Source organism: Coprococcus comes ATCC 27758 (assembly GCF_025149785.1).
GTDB lineage: Bacteria > Bacillota > Clostridia > Lachnospirales > Lachnospiraceae > Allocoprococcus > Allocoprococcus comes.
The window spans coordinates 1181328-1196540 of sequence record NZ_CP102277.1; the positions used below are offsets into that span (position 1 = coordinate 1181328).

Annotated in this window: 15 protein-coding genes and 2 pseudogenes; 10 read left to right on the top strand and 7 right to left on the bottom strand. The window is 41.5% G+C overall.

Going from position 1 to position 15213, the window contains the following annotated elements; genetic code table 11:
- Positions 1 to 77 precede the first annotated feature (77 nt).
- Complete coding sequence (locus NQ556_RS05805; protein WP_008369458.1) at positions 78 to 680, top strand: DUF1836 domain-containing protein; 603 nt, start codon at positions 78 to 80, stop codon at positions 678 to 680.
- A 124-nt stretch (positions 681 to 804) separates the two neighbouring features.
- Here NQ556_RS05805 and NQ556_RS05810 read toward each other — a convergent pair whose 3' ends face one another.
- The gene (locus tag NQ556_RS05810; RefSeq protein WP_022220320.1) at positions 805 to 1113 is read right to left on the bottom strand and encodes a YerC/YecD family TrpR-related protein; all 309 of its coding nucleotides are present in this window, start codon (positions 1111 to 1113) and stop codon (positions 805 to 807) included.
- A gap of 257 nt (positions 1114 to 1370) precedes the next feature.
- Between NQ556_RS05810 and pcrA the strand changes: the two genes are divergently transcribed.
- The 5 genes from pcrA (at position 1371) to NQ556_RS05835 (ending at position 7873) form a co-directional block, all read left to right on the top strand.
- On the top strand, positions 1371 to 3608 hold the full coding sequence (pcrA, locus tag NQ556_RS05815) for a DNA helicase PcrA (RefSeq protein WP_022220321.1): 2238 nt from the start codon (positions 1371 to 1373) through the stop codon (positions 3606 to 3608).
- Between the two features lie 145 nt (positions 3609 to 3753).
- The gene (locus NQ556_RS05820; protein WP_044998722.1) at positions 3754 to 3996 is read left to right on the top strand and encodes a hypothetical protein; all 243 of its coding nucleotides are present in this window, start codon (positions 3754 to 3756) and stop codon (positions 3994 to 3996) included.
- A gap of 70 nt (positions 3997 to 4066) precedes the next feature.
- Positions 4067 to 5434: a 23S rRNA (uracil(1939)-C(5))-methyltransferase RlmD gene (rlmD, locus tag NQ556_RS05825; RefSeq protein WP_008369449.1), complete on the top strand. Its 1368-nt coding sequence runs from the start codon at positions 4067 to 4069 to the stop codon at positions 5432 to 5434.
- A gap of 249 nt (positions 5435 to 5683) precedes the next feature.
- On the top strand, positions 5684 to 6553 hold the full coding sequence (locus NQ556_RS05830) for an RES family NAD+ phosphorylase (protein ID WP_147574913.1): 870 nt from the start codon (positions 5684 to 5686) through the stop codon (positions 6551 to 6553).
- Positions 6554 to 6607: 54 nt separating this feature from the next.
- Complete coding sequence (locus NQ556_RS05835) at positions 6608 to 7873, top strand: hypothetical protein (RefSeq protein WP_204575886.1); 1266 nt, start codon at positions 6608 to 6610, stop codon at positions 7871 to 7873.
- A gap of 256 nt (positions 7874 to 8129) precedes the next feature.
- Here the strand turns inward: NQ556_RS05835 and NQ556_RS05840 are convergent, their stop codons facing one another.
- Positions 8130 to 8477, bottom strand: coding sequence for a recombinase zinc beta ribbon domain-containing protein (locus NQ556_RS05840; protein ID WP_243257458.1), 348 nt, complete (start codon positions 8475 to 8477; stop codon positions 8130 to 8132).
- A 28-nt stretch (positions 8478 to 8505) separates the two neighbouring features.
- Here NQ556_RS05840 and NQ556_RS05845 point away from each other — a divergent pair.
- A pseudogene (locus NQ556_RS05845) lies at positions 8506 to 9579 on the top strand (AAA family ATPase); the annotation flags it as partial.
- Here the strand turns inward: NQ556_RS05845 and NQ556_RS05850 are convergent.
- From NQ556_RS05850 to NQ556_RS05870, 5 genes and pseudogenes are all read right to left on the bottom strand, one after another.
- Positions 9539 to 9901 (bottom strand): annotated as a pseudogene (locus NQ556_RS05850) (DNA polymerase); the annotation flags it as partial. The pseudogenes NQ556_RS05845 and NQ556_RS05850 overlap by 41 nt on opposite strands.
- Before the next feature lie 251 nt (positions 9902 to 10152).
- On the bottom strand, positions 10153 to 10716 hold the full coding sequence (locus NQ556_RS05855) for a DUF2815 family protein (RefSeq protein ID WP_008369437.1): 564 nt from the start codon (positions 10714 to 10716) through the stop codon (positions 10153 to 10155).
- A 15-nt stretch (positions 10717 to 10731) separates the two neighbouring features.
- Positions 10732 to 11853 (bottom strand): DUF2800 domain-containing protein, encoded by a 1122-nt coding sequence (locus NQ556_RS05860; protein WP_008369434.1) that lies wholly within the window; start codon positions 11851 to 11853, stop codon positions 10732 to 10734.
- Positions 11846 to 12193: a hypothetical protein gene (locus NQ556_RS05865; protein WP_022220481.1), complete on the bottom strand. Its 348-nt coding sequence runs from the start codon at positions 12191 to 12193 to the stop codon at positions 11846 to 11848. The genes NQ556_RS05860 and NQ556_RS05865 overlap by 8 nt, the downstream gene beginning before the upstream one ends.
- Positions 12186 to 12344 carry a hypothetical protein gene (locus NQ556_RS05870; protein ID WP_008369428.1) on the bottom strand — a complete coding sequence of 53 codons (159 nt, stop codon included), beginning with the start codon at positions 12342 to 12344 and terminating at the stop codon, positions 12186 to 12188. The genes NQ556_RS05865 and NQ556_RS05870 overlap by 8 nt, the downstream gene beginning before the upstream one ends.
- Positions 12345 to 12677: 333 nt before the next feature.
- On the opposite strand from NQ556_RS05870, the gene NQ556_RS05875 reads away from it, so the two are divergent.
- From NQ556_RS05875 to NQ556_RS05885, 3 genes are all read left to right on the top strand, one after another.
- Positions 12678 to 13121: a DUF7768 domain-containing protein gene (locus NQ556_RS05875; protein ID WP_008369426.1), complete on the top strand. Its 444-nt coding sequence runs from the start codon at positions 12678 to 12680 to the stop codon at positions 13119 to 13121.
- Between the two features lie 2 nt (positions 13122 to 13123).
- On the top strand, positions 13124 to 13801 hold the full coding sequence (locus NQ556_RS05880) for a hypothetical protein (RefSeq protein ID WP_008369423.1): 678 nt from the start codon (positions 13124 to 13126) through the stop codon (positions 13799 to 13801).
- 114 nt (positions 13802 to 13915) lie between these two features.
- The gene (locus NQ556_RS05885; protein ID WP_330383111.1) at positions 13916 to 15109 is read left to right on the top strand and encodes an ROK family transcriptional regulator; all 1194 of its coding nucleotides are present in this window, start codon (positions 13916 to 13918) and stop codon (positions 15107 to 15109) included.
- Positions 15110 to 15213 lie beyond the last annotated feature (104 nt).

Below are 15213 nucleotides of genomic sequence, written 5' to 3' on the forward strand. Positions count from 1 at the left end.
GTCTGTATGAAAGATAGAGAAAAGACTTGATATCTAGTTTTTAATACTATATAATATCTATATTGAGGTGAAAAAGAATGACGATAAATACGGAAGATTTATTAAACAGTATCCTGGAAAGTGTCGGCAGAATTGATTATATTCATCCGGTAGATATTCCGAATATAGATTTATATATGGATCAGGTAACAACTTTTATGGAGGAACAGCTCAGTTCGACGAAGCGTTATGAGGATGATAAGATCCTGACGAAAACGATGATCAATAATTATGCGAAAAACAATCTGCTTCCGCCTCCGAATAAGAAAAAGTATTCCAAAGAGCACCTTCTGGTTTTAATTTTTGTCTATTATTTTAAGAACCTGCTCTCAATCAAAGATATTGAGATTTTGTTAAAGCCACTGACAGACAAATATTTTGCTGTGGATTCGGAATTTGACATGGAAAGTATCTATGAAGAAGTCTGTAAGATGGAAAAAAGCAGGATCGGAGAGTTGCAGGATAGTATTCGTAAGGCGTATGAGACTGCTGAGCATTCTTTTGTATGTGTGGATGATGAAGAAAGAGAACAGCTTCAGAAGTTTGCCTTTATCTGTAATCTCAGTTTTGATGTGTATGTGAAAAAGCAACTGATTGAAAAAATGGTGGACGAACTTCCAAAGCCGAATAAGAAAAAATAAAAGCGTTAGCTTTTTTAAGAAGAATAAAAAAAGGAACGGATTTCAGATTTTGAAATTCGTTCCTTTTTGCTATTATGTGTTTGGCAATAGCTGTTACTACCAACTCCTGCCGGTGTCTGTAAAATTAAGATTCGGATTCTTCAGCCCCTGCCTGAAGTCTCTCAAATACCATATCGTATCCATCATTACCATAATTAAGAGAGCGGTTTACGCGGCTGATTGTTGCTGTGGAAGCACCAGTCTTTTCTGCAATCTCCAGGTATGTTTTCTGATCACGTAGCATCTTAGCTACTTCAAAACGCTGTGAAAGCGATAAAAGCTCATTGATCGTGCAGACATCTTCAAAGAATGTGTAGCATTCTTCTCTGCTTTTCAGACTGAGAACGGCATCAAATAAAGAATCGACCGCTTCTGTTCTGATTTTTCTACTCATTATATTATCCCTCCATGACAAATAATCAATAAGAGTGTGACATAAACTGCCCCACTCATTCATACAATGACATATTAGCACATTAAAATTTTAAAGTCCAGATATTTTGCAAAATTTTACAGATAAGAAAAAAGGAGCTGGATTTTTCTATTTTTACGACGAAAAATAGGGACGAGAGATTCTTTGACACCCCACTTTTTTTATAATATAATGATGCAATAGAGCCTCGAGAGAGGAGAAGAAAGAGGAACAAAAATATGAGTATTTATGATACATTAAATGACAGACAGCAGGAGGCCGTTTTCTATACAGAGGGCCCGCTTCTGATCCTTGCCGGAGCAGGATCCGGTAAGACACGTGTCCTTACACACAGGATTGCCTGGTTGATCGATCAGATAGGTGTGAACCCATGGAATATCTTGGCGATCACATTTACGAACAAGGCAGCCGGGGAGATGCGTGAGAGAGTGGATCAGATTGTTGGATTCGGTTCGGAGAGTATCTGGGTGAGCACCTTCCATTCAATGTGTGTGCGGATCCTGCGCAGATATATTGACCGGCTTGGGTATGATACAAATTTTACGATTTATGATGCAGATGATCAGAAGACACTGATCAAGGATGTGTGTAAATATTTGCAGATTGATACGAAAATGTTTAAGGAACGGTCGCTTCTTAGTGCGATTTCTTCTGCAAAAGATGAGCTTGTCACACCGGAAGAGATGACACTTCGTGCGGAAGGGGATTGGGCGAAAAAGAAGATTGCACAGGTTTATACCGAGTATGAAAAGCAGCTGAAAGCTAACAATGCACTCGATTTTGACGATCTGCTTTTAAAGACAGTACAGCTTCTTCAGACACAGCCGGACGTGTTGGAGTATTATCAGGAAAGATTCCGTTATATCATGGTGGATGAGTATCAGGATACGAATACGGTACAGTTTAAGCTGGTAAGCCTTCTTGCCGGTAAGTATCAGAATCTGTGTGTAGTTGGTGATGACGACCAGTCGATCTACAAATTCAGGGGTGCGAATATCATGAATATCCTGAATTTTGAAAAAGAATATCCGAATGCGAAAGTGATCAAGCTGGAACAGAATTACCGTTCCACATCCACAATCCTGAACGCCGCAAATGAAGTGATCCGTCACAATACAGGACGAAAAGAGAAGTCGCTCTGGACCGAGAATGGTGAGGGTGAGAAGATTCAGTTCCGTCAGTTTGATTCTGCTTACGATGAGGCGGATTATATTGTCAGTGATATCAAAGACAAGGTGAACAGTGGAAAAAGAGAATATAAGGATTTCGCTATTTTATACAGAACCAATGCGCAGTCACGTATATTCGAGGAAAAGATGGTGGTATCCAATGTTCCGTATAAGATCGTTGGTGGAGTAAACTTCTATGCAAGACGCGAAATAAAGGATCTGCTGGCATATTTAAAAACAGTAGATAATGGAAAAGATGATCTGGCAGTACGGAGGATCATCAATGTACCGAAGAGGGGAATCGGACTGACAACTATCGGAAGGGTGCAGGATTATGCAACGGAACGGGAGATCAGTTTCTATGAAGCAATCCTGGCTGCAGGATCGGTTCCGGGAATCGGACGTGCGCTTGGCAAAATCGAATCCTTTGCAGCCCTGATTGAGCATTTTAAAGCCGAAGGCGAACGCATGAGTGTAGCGGAATTGATGGATGAGATTATCGATGCAACTGGATATGTAGAAGAACTGCAGGCAGATTCTGATGAAGAAGCAGAAAGCCGTCTGGAAAATATTGAAGAGCTTCGGAATAAAATTGTTGCATACGAGGAGTCCTGTGAAGCAGAAGATGAAAAATCGACACTTTCCGGTTTTTTGGAGCAAGTGGCATTGGTTGCAGATATCGACAGTCTTGATGAGGAGACGGACTATGTGGTGCTGATGACTTTACATAGTGCGAAAGGCCTGGAATTTCCACATGTCTATCTCGCCGGCCTGGAAGATGGGATTTTCCCAAGCTATATGACGATCACGGCAGATGATCCGGCAGAGCTGGAAGAAGAGAGAAGACTCTGTTATGTGGGAATTACCCGTGCAAAGGAGAATCTGACGCTGACCTGTGCAAGACGACGGATGGTACATGGTGAGACACAGTATAATAAGATGTCCAGATTCTTAAAAGAGATTCCGCTGAGTCTGCTTTCTACCGGTGCCCTGTTCAAAAAAGAGCAGACAGAGGAGGAACCAAAGGTATCTACTTACCGTCAGGCAAAGCAGGCATTTGCGACAAAAGCGTTCGCAGCGACAAAGCCTGCACAGCAGTTTACTGTGACCAAGGGAAAAGGTCCGGGATATGATGTGGGGGACAGAGTGCGTCATATTAAGTTTGGGGAAGGTCTGGTGACACAGATCACAGAAGGCGGACGAGACTATGAAGTGACTGTGGACTTTGATACGGCGGGCACGAAGAAGATGTTTGCCATGTTTGCAAAACTGCAGAAAATTGACTAAAATTGCACTATGTGCCTAAGAAACACATTCTTTTTCGGAAAATCTGTGCAATATGGTGGAAATTATGCATGGATTTGTGGTATACTAGCTATAAACAATGAGTGAGCCGAAGCAGAGAGTGACGGCAGAAAGGGCGTGTATGGAGATGAACAGAATCGAAGAATTACTTGCAACAACGAAACTCAACGATATGATGCATAAGAAAGATGATGATCAGAAGACAACTGTTCTCTGGATTCTTGCAATTATCGGTGCGGTAGCAGCAGTTGCAGCAATTGCATATGCAGTATATTGTTTCTTTACTCCGGATTATCTGGAAGACTTTGAAGAAGATTTTGACGATGATTTCGACAATGATTTCTTCAGTGATGAAGATGAAGTACAGTAATATTAAGAAAGCAGCGAAGGCAGGAATTGTCAAAGATTCCTGCCTTTTCTATGTGAGGGTATATAGATAGATGAAAAAAGGACAGATATTAGAAGGATATATAGAAAGGGTAGATTTCCCGAATAAAGGATTTGCCGTGGTAGAGGACGAAGAAAAAAAAGTGATCGTGAAGAATACCGTTCCGGAACAAAAGGTGCGTTTCGCGGTGAATAAGATACGAAAAGGTCAGGCAGAGGGACGGCTTCTGGAAATTCTGGAGCATTCACCGGAAGAATGTCAGCCGGCATGTCCGCATTTTGGAGTTTGTGGCGGATGCACTTATCAGAATCTGCCGTATGAAAAGCAGGTGGAGATGAAGGAAGCGCAGATCCATGCAATGATGGATGCGGCGGTTGATGGTGATTATATCTGGGAGGGTGTTAAAGAAAGCCCGGTCAGAGAGGCATATCGCAATAAAATGGAATTTTCTTTTGGAGACGAATATAAGGACGGACCTCTTGCACTTGGCATGCATAAAAGAGGCAGCTTTCACGATATTGTAAATGTTACAGAATGCAAGATTGTGGATGAGGATTTCAGACGAATTATAAAGGCTGTTCTGGAGTTTGCGACAGATACAGGTCTTCCGTATTATCACAGAATGCGCCATACTGGATTTTTCCGTCATCTTCTTGTGAGAAAGGCAGTTCGCACCGGAGAAATTCTGATTGATCTGGTAACAACATCGGAGGCACAGCTAGATGAAGCCAGACTGGTGGAAAAGCTTACCGGTCTTTCTTATGATGGGAAGCTTGCCGGAATTCTTCATACAACCAACAACAGCCTTGCGGATGTGGTAAAAGATGAAGGAACCAAAATTTTATATGGACAGGATTATTTCTATGAGGAACTTCTGGGACTGAAGTTCAAGATCACACCATTTTCTTTCTTCCAGACTAATTCCCTTGGCGCGGAAGTGCTTTATGAGGCAGCAAGATCTTATATCGGTGAGACGAAAGATAAGGTAATCTTTGATCTCTACAGTGGAACCGGAACGATTGCACAGATCCTTGCACCAGTGGCAAAAAAAGTAGTAGGTGTGGAGATCGTTGAAGAGGCTGTAGAGGCTGCAAAAGAAAATGCTGCTTTAAATGGACTCGATAACTGTACCTTCTGGGCTGGAGATGTGTTGAAAGTAATCGATGATCTGGGTGAAGTACCGGATCTGATCGTATTGGATCCACCAAGAGACGGTGTGCATCCGAAAGCACTGGAAAAGATCATTGATTTTGGTGTGGAAAGAATGGTTTATATTGCCTGCAAGCCGACCAGCCTGGCAAGAGATCTGGAGCTTCTGCAGGGAAGAGGATATCAGGTAGAACGGATTGGGTGTGTGGATCTTTTTCCGAGCACTTATCACGTCGAGACGGTCTGTTTGCTGTCAAGAAAAGATAAATAAAGGCTGAAAAGTGGCGTATTTCCGGGCTTTTTGTAAGGTTAGTATCATCAGAGAAGCCTTGCGGAAAGCTCGGTTTTCTTGTATGGAAACATATCTACTGCAAAATGTATGTCAGGTTGTAACCTCGGATTAGATGTCAGGCATTTTGGGATGATTTTTGGAAAATGAAAAAGGGTGACAACCAATCCGGCAACTCGACCATTTTGGGTGGTTGTAGGCAGTGGAATAGATGTAAGGGGGATAGATGTTTTGGGGCAGATATTTGATTTTAGCGGTATTGAAAAAAGTGAAAAATCAATTAAGAAGACGTGGCAAGAGTTTAGAGATGCACTTTCAAAAGGAGATTTTTCTTTTGATGATATTGCTTCAGCAAAGAAGAATACGTTCTTGAGAGTTTATGATGACTTGTTTAATAAGAATGCTGGAATAGAATATAATACAGTCTTAATATCTGAGATTGAGAAATATTGTGTCGGCAGAGGTACTATTCTTGGAGAAGATGAGAATCCTGATTTTGAACGTTTTATTCCGAAGACAGAATTTATAAAGGAAGATAACAGATTTAGTCCTTCAGGGGTAGAATGGTTGTATTTAGCAATAGGCAAAGAGGCGGCGATACATGAATGTGCACAGGCCGAATGTCGAGTTAAACAAAATGATAGATTTGGTTTTTGTCATTTTCAATTTGCCGCTGATAGCACAGCACTTAAGGTAGTAGATTTAACAATAGCGGATGAAATGACATATAAAGCTCTGAATGATGGCTTGGAGACTTATGGTCAAGAACAGGTTAAGAAAAGTATAAAAAAATCTAAAGTATTAGGTTTTATTCTAAGGAACAACGTGAATGTAGAAGAATTTAAGAAGCTATTTACTAAATGGGGAGTATATACGTATTCAAAATTACTTTCAGAACAGATATTTGAACCGCTTGATGAAAAGGATAATAAAAGTTTAATGTATGCACCTTTTCAAACTATGGCGCAGTATTATATTTCGTTAGGATACGCGGGAATAATTTATGGTAGTACAGTATCTAAGACTGGTAAGAATATAGTTTTGTTTGATAAAACAACAGCTCATCCAGTGGGGGCAATTGAAGATTACAGAATTCTATAATTCGCGAAAATAGCAAAGCCTTTTATGAATAAACGATAGGAGGTATTACGATAAATGGAATATGTAATAATTGGCGCGTGCATTGTGGTTGCAATAGCAGGAGGTATTGTGCTATACGTAAAAAACAAACGAACCAAAAATGAGCTGGGTAATACAGCAGTTGTTGTAAGTAAAACATCAAGCAGTAAATTGCAAGCATCTGAAGTTGCAAATGATCCGGTTATTCAGATAGGAATACTTCCTGCAGATGCGATTTCGGATGAAACTAAACTTGTTGAGATTACGGATAGTAAGGTGCTTGCCCATATAAATAATCTTGTTCCGGGACTGGCACAGGCTGGAAATGCGGCCAATAATGCCACACAGGCTGTCAAGGCAAATGGTGAGGTTTTGTATCGAGCCATAATTCCAGCGGGTGCTAAGTTAACAGATTCCAAAGCGATGGAAGGAGCAGTTCGAGGTTTTTATCATGGAGCTGATGGAATTAGAGGTCACGCAAATCTTGTAGCTGTTGAAGCACAAAAAGGAACAGCAGTAGCAGCAATGGGTGTAGCATCAATGATTGTCGGGCAGTATTACATGACGCAGATTAATGCAGAGCTTGGAGTAATCAGTGATGGTATCTCTCAGATACAGAATTTTCAGGATAATGAATATCGAAGTAGGGTATTTTCGCTGGTAGCTCATGTTAAAAAGATTGCTGATTTTCAGACGGAGATTTTGGAAAATGATGAGCTTCGACTTTCGAAGATTGCTCAGCTTGATAGCTTAGAGGAAGAGTGTACTAAGCTTCTAGGACAAGCTAATCTTACTTTGGCTGGATTTGCAAAGAAATCAGGCCTTAATTACGATGGTTATGAAAAAGCTTTAGGAAATGCACAAAATTGGTTTATGTATCAACAATCGCTTCTGGAAATCTTATATAAGATTTCTGATTTGAGATATACTTTGCATCTTGGCACAGTTTCGAGAGAACAGTGTATGGCATTATTACCTACATACTCGAAACAGGTATCAGATACACAGACACGACTTACTGCTTGGCATGAAGGTACTGCTGACCGATTAGGAATAGAGGCTGATGAGTCACGAAGAAAGAGAGCAGGCTTTGATGGAGTAATTCATTTTATTCCAGGATTGTTTAATGATAATTTAAACTTCCGAGGAATAGAAGAAAAAACTGCAAGTATGATCACAGCACAGAAGGCAGGTCATGTTTGTACACATAAAATAGATAAATCTGAGTTGTATGCAGAGGATGTACAGCTCATTTCAAAAGATGGAAAGATTTATTATTTACCTGTGAGTAAAGCAGAATAACAAACAACCCTCCCGGCCATCATGGTCGAGAGGGTTTCGTGCGTCTAGGGGATTATCCTTCAATATCAATTTTCAGTCCGGACTTAAGTTCCACAGTGAAGTGGTCCTCCCGGACGATGATTCGCTCAAGCCAGCGTTTTACCAGGGCCTCGTCGAAGGCGTCCAGGTGTGCGGACTGCTGCTTGATGAAGTCCTGCAGTTCGTTGATGCGGGAAATCTGTGCGTCTCTGGCGGCAGTGTCAACCGTACATTTTTCTCACTGTTCCCGGAGTTTGAAGATCTCGTCGGCAATCTCATCATAGGCCTCTTTGTTATTGGCTTTTTTGAGAAGCTCTTTCTGAAGCTCCTGCAGTCTTTCGTCAATGCCATCAGCGGTTTTTTGCTGAGCACTACGGATCACCTTTGCGATGTTCTGCTGGAGCTGTGCCTGGTAGGTGGACGTATCACCAAGGAGCGTGTTGATGGCCTGAACTACCACATTCTCCAATACTGTCTCATTGACAGTTCTTGCGTGGCATTCCTGCCCGGTTGGCTCCAGTCTACTGATGCAGCGCCAGACGATGGATTTGCAGCCGCGATTGTTCCAGTGAATTCTGCGGAACATTTCACCGCATGCGCTACGAGGATGAAAATATATAGCTGACACTAGAGACGATGAATATAAAAATATCCGTCAGGTAGACTGGACTCATAATGGAGAATGGCCACATCCAGGTCAGGCTGTAATGAAAACTTTAACAGATATTACTTCATACACTGATTATGTAGAAAAGCTCAATTCTTTATTTGAAGATGAAACAGAAGAAGATGCTGAAGATGTGGAGAAAACATATCCACCATACACAAAGGAAGATTTCCTGTCTGAAGTCTTTATGCCTGAAGAGGAATATGAAAAGCTTTCTGGAATCCTTCGTATAAAGAAAAACATTATCCTTCAGGGTGCTCCCGGTGTTGGTAAGACTTTTGCTGCCAAGAGAATCGCATTTTCTATGATGGGAGTAAAAGATGTAGAAAGAGTTATGATGGTTCAGTTCCATCAAAGCTATTCGTATGAAGACTTCATCATGGGATTTAGACCTTCGACGGATGGATTCGAACTGAAGCGAGGTGCTTTCTATAACTTCTGTAAGAAGGCTGAAATCGATGGAGATAATGATTACTTCTTTATCATTGATGAAATCAACAGAGGTAACTTAAGTAAAATATTCGGTGAGCTGTTTATGCTTATTGAAAATGACAAAAGAGGCGTTTCGTTACAGCTTCTATATTCTGATGAGAAGTTCTCTGTACCTAAGAATATATATATCATTGGAATGATGAATACAGCTGACCGTAGCTTGGCTATGTTGGATTATGCGCTCAGAAGAAGATTTGCTTTCTTTGAAATCAAGCCGGGCTTTACAACGGATGGATTCAGAGAATATAGAATGAGCTTAGAAAATGAGAAATTTGATAAACTGATTGCCTGTGTGGAGAGTCTGAATAATGTGATATCTAATGATGAATCATTAGGCGATGGCTTCTGTATAGGACATAGCTATTTCTGCAATCTGCTACCGGACACGATTGATGACCAAGTATTGTCTGGAATTGTTGAGTATGAGCTGATTCCGCTTTTGAAGGAATATTGGTTTGATGAGCCTACAAAGGTGAAAGATTGGAGCAGTAATTTAAGGAGTGAGAGGCGGTGCTACAGTGCATCTTGATTGCATTTTTGATGGCCGTATCAAAGTCCCACCAGAGAGCTACGATATTTGGATTGGACTGCCTCCAGGCGTCTACCAGCGGTTGGAGCTCATCTTCGGTAAGCCCCATTTCGAGGGCACCCATTGCCTTCAGTGCGCCGACACTGCCGCCGTAGCCAAGAGCCAGATCCGCAATCTTACCTTTTTGACGAAGGTGACCGTTGATGCCATGTTTCTCAACCGGTACATGGAACATCTGACTGGCACTCGTACAGTAAATGTCACCACCATTTTTGAATACCTCTGCACGCCATGATTCTCTGGCAAGGTGAGCAATGACACGATTGTCACCTGTCCTTTCATTGCCATCAGCGTTCTGCTGATTTTTCTTTTCCTTATGTGCTTTGACTTTCTTTTTGATAAAGTAGACAGCTTCATGGATCATCATTCCGAGTCCAAAGAGAAGGTATCCCATTGTGGCGCCAAAGCAAACCGATAACATTAATTCTTGATAAGTTGTCATTTTTCACCTCGTTTTTCTAAGATGACTGGCAGCAGTTGTGCTACTGCCAGCCGGATTTATTATGTTGCAGATTAGCTTAAGAAATCGTCATCCTCTTCAGTAGCGAAATCATCCTCAGTTCTAGACTTCCCGCCAAGAGGTTCACCATCACGAATCTTCTGAAGGTTGTTAAGTCCGCATGCGATTCCACGATTACCGTTGGAAGTGAAAGCGTAAAGGTTGATAGAAGCACGACCGTACACGCCGCTGTAAACTTCGGAGCGATCAATGATCTGCTGACGATCTGCATCTACAATACCAGGGGCAGTAGCAGAGTTGGCGTTGATGAAGTAGCTGTCCTTGTAAGCTTCATCACCAGGACGCTCCTTGTCTCCGTCACGAAGAGGAGTCTTGATAACATCAAGTGCAGGACAAACCTTAGCGGTTCCCTTAAGCTTGGATTCACCTTCCTCGTAGGCTGCCTGGATTGCGGCTTTAATTTTGTTTACGGTTACGGTATCTGACTTTGGAATGATAAGAGAAACGCTGTACTTTGGTGCGGCTCCATTGATTGACTTAGGGTCCCACACGTTAGCGTATGACCGTCTTGTGTTTACTCCTGTAATAACTTTTGTAGGGTTTGCGATCTTAGACATAATATTTTCCTCCTGTTAATTGTCATTAAAATCATCTGCTGCAGTGTTCATTGCTGATCTTTTATCAGACTCAGGAACAAGAGCAGGTTTGCCTGGTGGCTTATAAACAAGCCCACCTAAAATCTCATCAAACTGCTTCTTTCCAAGCAGTGAGCTCATGGCAGTAATACCAAGAAGCTTCTTTTCATATGGATCGTATCCAGCGGTGGTTACCGCTTCTGCGACAGCGTCGTCGTCAGTGTATTTACGGTTGCTTCTGCCTTCTACGATTTTGAAACCATCATAGTGGGTTCCAGATTGTGCTTGTGTCAGTGTGTAATTTTTGATGTCATTTCCCCAGGTAATCAACTGGTCAATTCTTGGAAGAATTGCAGCAATCTCGAAATCATCAAGGGTAGCAGGCATCTCGAAATTGTACTTTACAAGTTCCAGGTTGGTTTCTGCGCGTTTTCTACAAGTAGCTTTTACTTTGCAGAACTGGCAGTGGTCACCAGCCTTAAATTCACCTTTGCCTTCATAAGCGAGGGCAGCGGTAGGTTTCAATACATCCTCAGCCCATTTAAGAAGATCATCTTTTCTGATGGAGCTGGTAGATACGTTTTCTCTTCGCTGCTGGAAGATTGTCATTTCGATAGTGCTGATGTCATACAAGTCATCGAATGCCTCTAAAGCACCGAGCGCATAGCACATCATCTGACTGTTACCTTCGGATTCCACAAGGACTCCAAGACCATGCTTGTAATCAATAATGTGGAGAACTTCATCTGCAATGATGACGCAGTCGCCAGTTCCGAATCCGTTCTCAACCCATCGAGAGAAGTCCAGTCTCTGCTCAATGAATACCATAGGGTCACTGCAGAACTTCTTGGAACGTTCGAATTGCTCCAGAACATAATCTCTGTATTCTTCCGCACAGTTTTGCATCTCACCACTGTAATAAGTAAGGTTTTCAGTTGGATCTTCTACATCACGTCCCAGCGCCATTTCTACTAAGTAGGCACAAAGCTCATGACAGTCGGTACCTTCCTGCGCATAATGAGAGGACTCATCTTTGATTCCTTCGCAGAGCTTTGCAGAAGGTGGACAGTTGATCCATCGATGCGAAGCTGATGCGGAGAGGAATGCGTGCTTAGCCATTTGCAAGTACCTCGGCCTCAGCCACTAAAGCAGGATAATCTTCCTCTTTCACATCACTCAGGCGACTAGCACCATATTTTGTTAAGAGGGCCTTTGCTTCAGTTTTCTTACCCTTACCAGCAAGTGAAGCCGTGATTCCACGTACTTCCTGGAAGGAGTATTTCTTAACTTCAGCTTCCTGTGCAGGTGCTTCTTTCTTTTTGGTTTTTGTTTCAACCTTGCTCATTTCAGGAGCAGTTTCTGAGAACATTTCTTTTAATGCAGTAGCTGCATCAATCATTTTCTGTCCAGTGGTGATCATCTCATCAAGGACAAGATCTAAATTCGACATCTTACTCATTTTCAGTTTCCTCACTTTCTCTTTGATTTTCAGTAGATTGTCTTAGTTTGGCTGCCAGTCTTTTTGCTACGACGCTGATGGCAATGAGCGTGTCAATAAGCTCTTCATTAACTGCATCAATAGGACTGGCAGAATCTCTTGTGTTTGTCATCGTCTTAACCTCGCTTTCCGATTGGCTTTCTGCCTTTCTAACTTCCTAAGGGGATTCGAGGGAGTGGATTCCGGATTTTTTGAAAACTTTTTAAATTTTCTTTTTGACTGGTGCCTCATGCCCTTCTAACTACCTAAGGGAAAGTGCGAGATGAAATTCTGGGTTTTGTGAAAATAAAAATGTCAGGCTGTTTCGCTTATATAAGGAAGCGATTCGTGCCGACATATTTTTTTTGGAATTTTATGAAATGGGCCGGAATCTGGGTGGCCAATTCCCCTTAGGAAGTTGAAGAAGGTAAAACTTCTAACTTTTAACGAAAGGAGAGTGAGAGCCATGAGCGTATTTGGACGTAATCAAGAAGGTTATCCTGATCCGACTGCAGCTGAAGCAATCGTGAAGGCAAGTAAGAAGAAGTATCTGTCGCTTGTCTACATCTGCTCTAAGTATTCCGGTGATGTTGTTACCAATACAGAAGCAGCAAAACGGTACAGCCGATTCGCAGTGGGCCAGGATGCCATACCACTCGCGCCGCATTTACTGCTTCCTCTTTATATGAAAGAAGAGTCAGAACGAGAGTTGGCCATGTTTATGGATATGGTGCTGCTTGGAAGGTGTGACGAGCTGTGGGTATTTGGTGGAGAAGCTAGTGCAGGCATGTGCGCTGAGATAGCAAAAGCCAAGAGACACGGGAAGAAAATCAGATATTTCGATAGTTTGTGTAACGAAACAAACAGAGCTCTGGAGATTGGGCCAGAGAGATTGCAGGAGGAACGTTAAATATGAATTTTGTTATTTACACAGCCGACTGCACCGGGAATAAAGCTAACTGCGACTACCCACACAGGGTGGAAGTAGATAGTGCTGATGTTCTCCAGGAAGCAGTCAAAAAAGATCATGTTTGCGCTGAGTATAAAGGTAACTACAGAAGCAAGGACAATTTCGTGACTTCGAATGCCATCGTCATGGATGTGGATAACGATCACACGGATGAACCATTGGAGTTCATTACAGAAGCCAAGATGGATGAGATGTTTCCAGACATCGATTATTGTCTGGTACCGAGTCGACATCACATGTTGCCAAAGGGATCACATCCAGCAGCACCTAGATTCCATGTGATTTTTCCAGTGGAAGCAATTAATAACGCAGATGAGTATGCAAAGGTAAAGGAAGTTCTTTATAAGAAGTACCCGTTCTTCGATGGAAATGTACTGGACGCTGCAAAATTCTTATTTGGTTGCGATGTATCGGAAGTTACGTGGCATGAAGGTTGGATGAGCATTATGGACGATTTGTCTGACGGAGACTTGGTAATGGGTGCTCCGGAGGAGGACGAGGAGTTTGATGCTCCGGCACATTCGGGTCCAATTTTAGAAGGAAGTCGTAATAAGACACTGAACCATTACGCATATAGAGACTTGTGTTTTATTGTCCAAACTAGGATAAAAGCTGGCTGATTGGTAAATGGTATTCGTAATATTGCAGAAGAGATTGTGTTAAAAGAATTGGTGTATATCTAAAGCGTGGAAAGCTCCTTCGGGAATTTTTGGCTGTTTATAAGATAAATTTTGTTGGAGATTTATTATAAAACATTACTTTACAAGAAGAATAAAAAAGCATATAATTCTTTTATAATATATTTAATAAAAGAGGGTAAGAAAACGGAAAATAAAGATAAAAAAAATATAACAAGAAAAAAAATAATTAATTATGTGCTAAACAATCATGTTACATCCAAGGCGGGAATCGCAAAAGAGTTAAACTTGAGTATGCCGACTGTGTTAGCAAATGTGAATGACTTGTTAGAAAAAAGGGTGTTGGAAGAAACTGGGGAATATGCTTCAACCGGTGGAAGGAAGGCAAAAAGTATAGGGATTAATAAGTCATACTGTCATGCAATGGGAATTTTGATTACAGCGAATCATATAGAAATGGTATTAGTAAATCTTGGAGATGAGATTATAAAAAAAGATCGCATCCGTTTAAAATTTACGGCAGAATTATCCTATTGTACAGAGGTGGCACAAAAGGTCAAAACTTTTCTTGAAGGCGAATTAGCGAAGGATACGCTACTTGGGATTGGAGTGGCGATTCCAGGAATTATTGATCAGAAAGAACGGATCGTTTTAAAATCCCATGCTTTAGGTATAGAGAATTATAGTCTGCGCTTTTTAGAGCAGGCTCTGGAAATTCCAGTATATTTTGAAAACGATGCTAATGCTGCAATGCTTGCAGAAAAAAAGCAAAAGTATCCAAATGCGATATATCTGTCTTTAAACCACACCTTAGGAGGTGCATTCTGCATAGATGGAAAGCTGTTTCGAGGGCAAAACCAGAAAGCAGGGGAGTTTGGTCACATGATACTCGTTCCCGGTGGAAGAAAGTGTTATTGTGGTAAATCAGGATGTGCAGATGCATATTGTGCTGCAAGTGTACTGACACAAGATAACAGGCAGTCACTGGATGCATTTATGGAAAAAATTGAAAGTGGTGATGAAAAAAATTTGCAGATATGGAATGAGTATCTGGATCATCTTGCTGTTTTGATATCAAATCTGCGGATGGCATATGATATGGATATCATACTAGGAGGTGATGTGGGAGGTGTATTGTCAGATTATATGATACCACTGGGAGAAAAAGTGATGGCATATAATGGCTTTGAGCATGATGTTTCATACTTGAAAAATTGTTCGTATAAGAAAGAAGCGTCGGCTGTTGGAGCCGCGAAATACTTTTTTACAAAACATATGGTAGAATTGTAAATTTTTTGAACGAAGATAAGCAGTACACCGCATCTGGTGCGTAGGGTAAGGGGATGTTTAGTCTGTTGGAGTTAAAAGCGCCCACTGACAGGTTGCAAAGCGAA

Excerpts from the sequence above, each read along its gene's own strand:
- NQ556_RS05810 (WP_022220320.1), bottom strand. The coding sequence starts at position 1,113 with ATGAGTAGAAAAATCAGAACAGAAGCGGTCGATTCTTTATTTGATGCC.
- rlmD (WP_008369449.1), top strand. The coding sequence starts at position 4,067 with ATGAAAAAAGGACAGATATTAGAAGGATATATAGAAAGGGTAGATTTC.
- pcrA (WP_022220321.1), top strand. The coding sequence starts at position 1,371 with ATGAGTATTTATGATACATTAAATGACAGACAGCAGGAGGCCGTTTTC.
- NQ556_RS05805 (WP_008369458.1), top strand. The coding sequence starts at position 78 with ATGACGATAAATACGGAAGATTTATTAAACAGTATCCTGGAAAGTGTC.
- NQ556_RS05875 (WP_008369426.1), top strand. The coding sequence starts at position 12,678 with ATGAGCGTATTTGGACGTAATCAAGAAGGTTATCCTGATCCGACTGCA.
- NQ556_RS05820 (WP_044998722.1), top strand. The coding sequence starts at position 3,754 with ATGAACAGAATCGAAGAATTACTTGCAACAACGAAACTCAACGATATG.
- NQ556_RS05860 (WP_008369434.1), bottom strand. The coding sequence starts at position 11,853 with ATGGCTAAGCACGCATTCCTCTCCGCATCAGCTTCGCATCGATGGATC.
- NQ556_RS05870 (WP_008369428.1), bottom strand. The coding sequence starts at position 12,344 with ATGACAAACACAAGAGATTCTGCCAGTCCTATTGATGCAGTTAATGAA.
- NQ556_RS05880 (WP_008369423.1), top strand. The coding sequence starts at position 13,124 with ATGAATTTTGTTATTTACACAGCCGACTGCACCGGGAATAAAGCTAAC.
- NQ556_RS05835 (WP_204575886.1), top strand. The coding sequence starts at position 6,608 with ATGGAATATGTAATAATTGGCGCGTGCATTGTGGTTGCAATAGCAGGA.
- NQ556_RS05865 (WP_022220481.1), bottom strand. The coding sequence starts at position 12,193 with ATGAGTAAGATGTCGAATTTAGATCTTGTCCTTGATGAGATGATCACC.
- NQ556_RS05855 (WP_008369437.1), bottom strand. The coding sequence starts at position 10,716 with ATGTCTAAGATCGCAAACCCTACAAAAGTTATTACAGGAGTAAACACA.
- NQ556_RS05840 (WP_243257458.1), bottom strand. The coding sequence starts at position 8,477 with ATGTTCCGCAGAATTCACTGGAACAATCGCGGCTGCAAATCCATCGTC.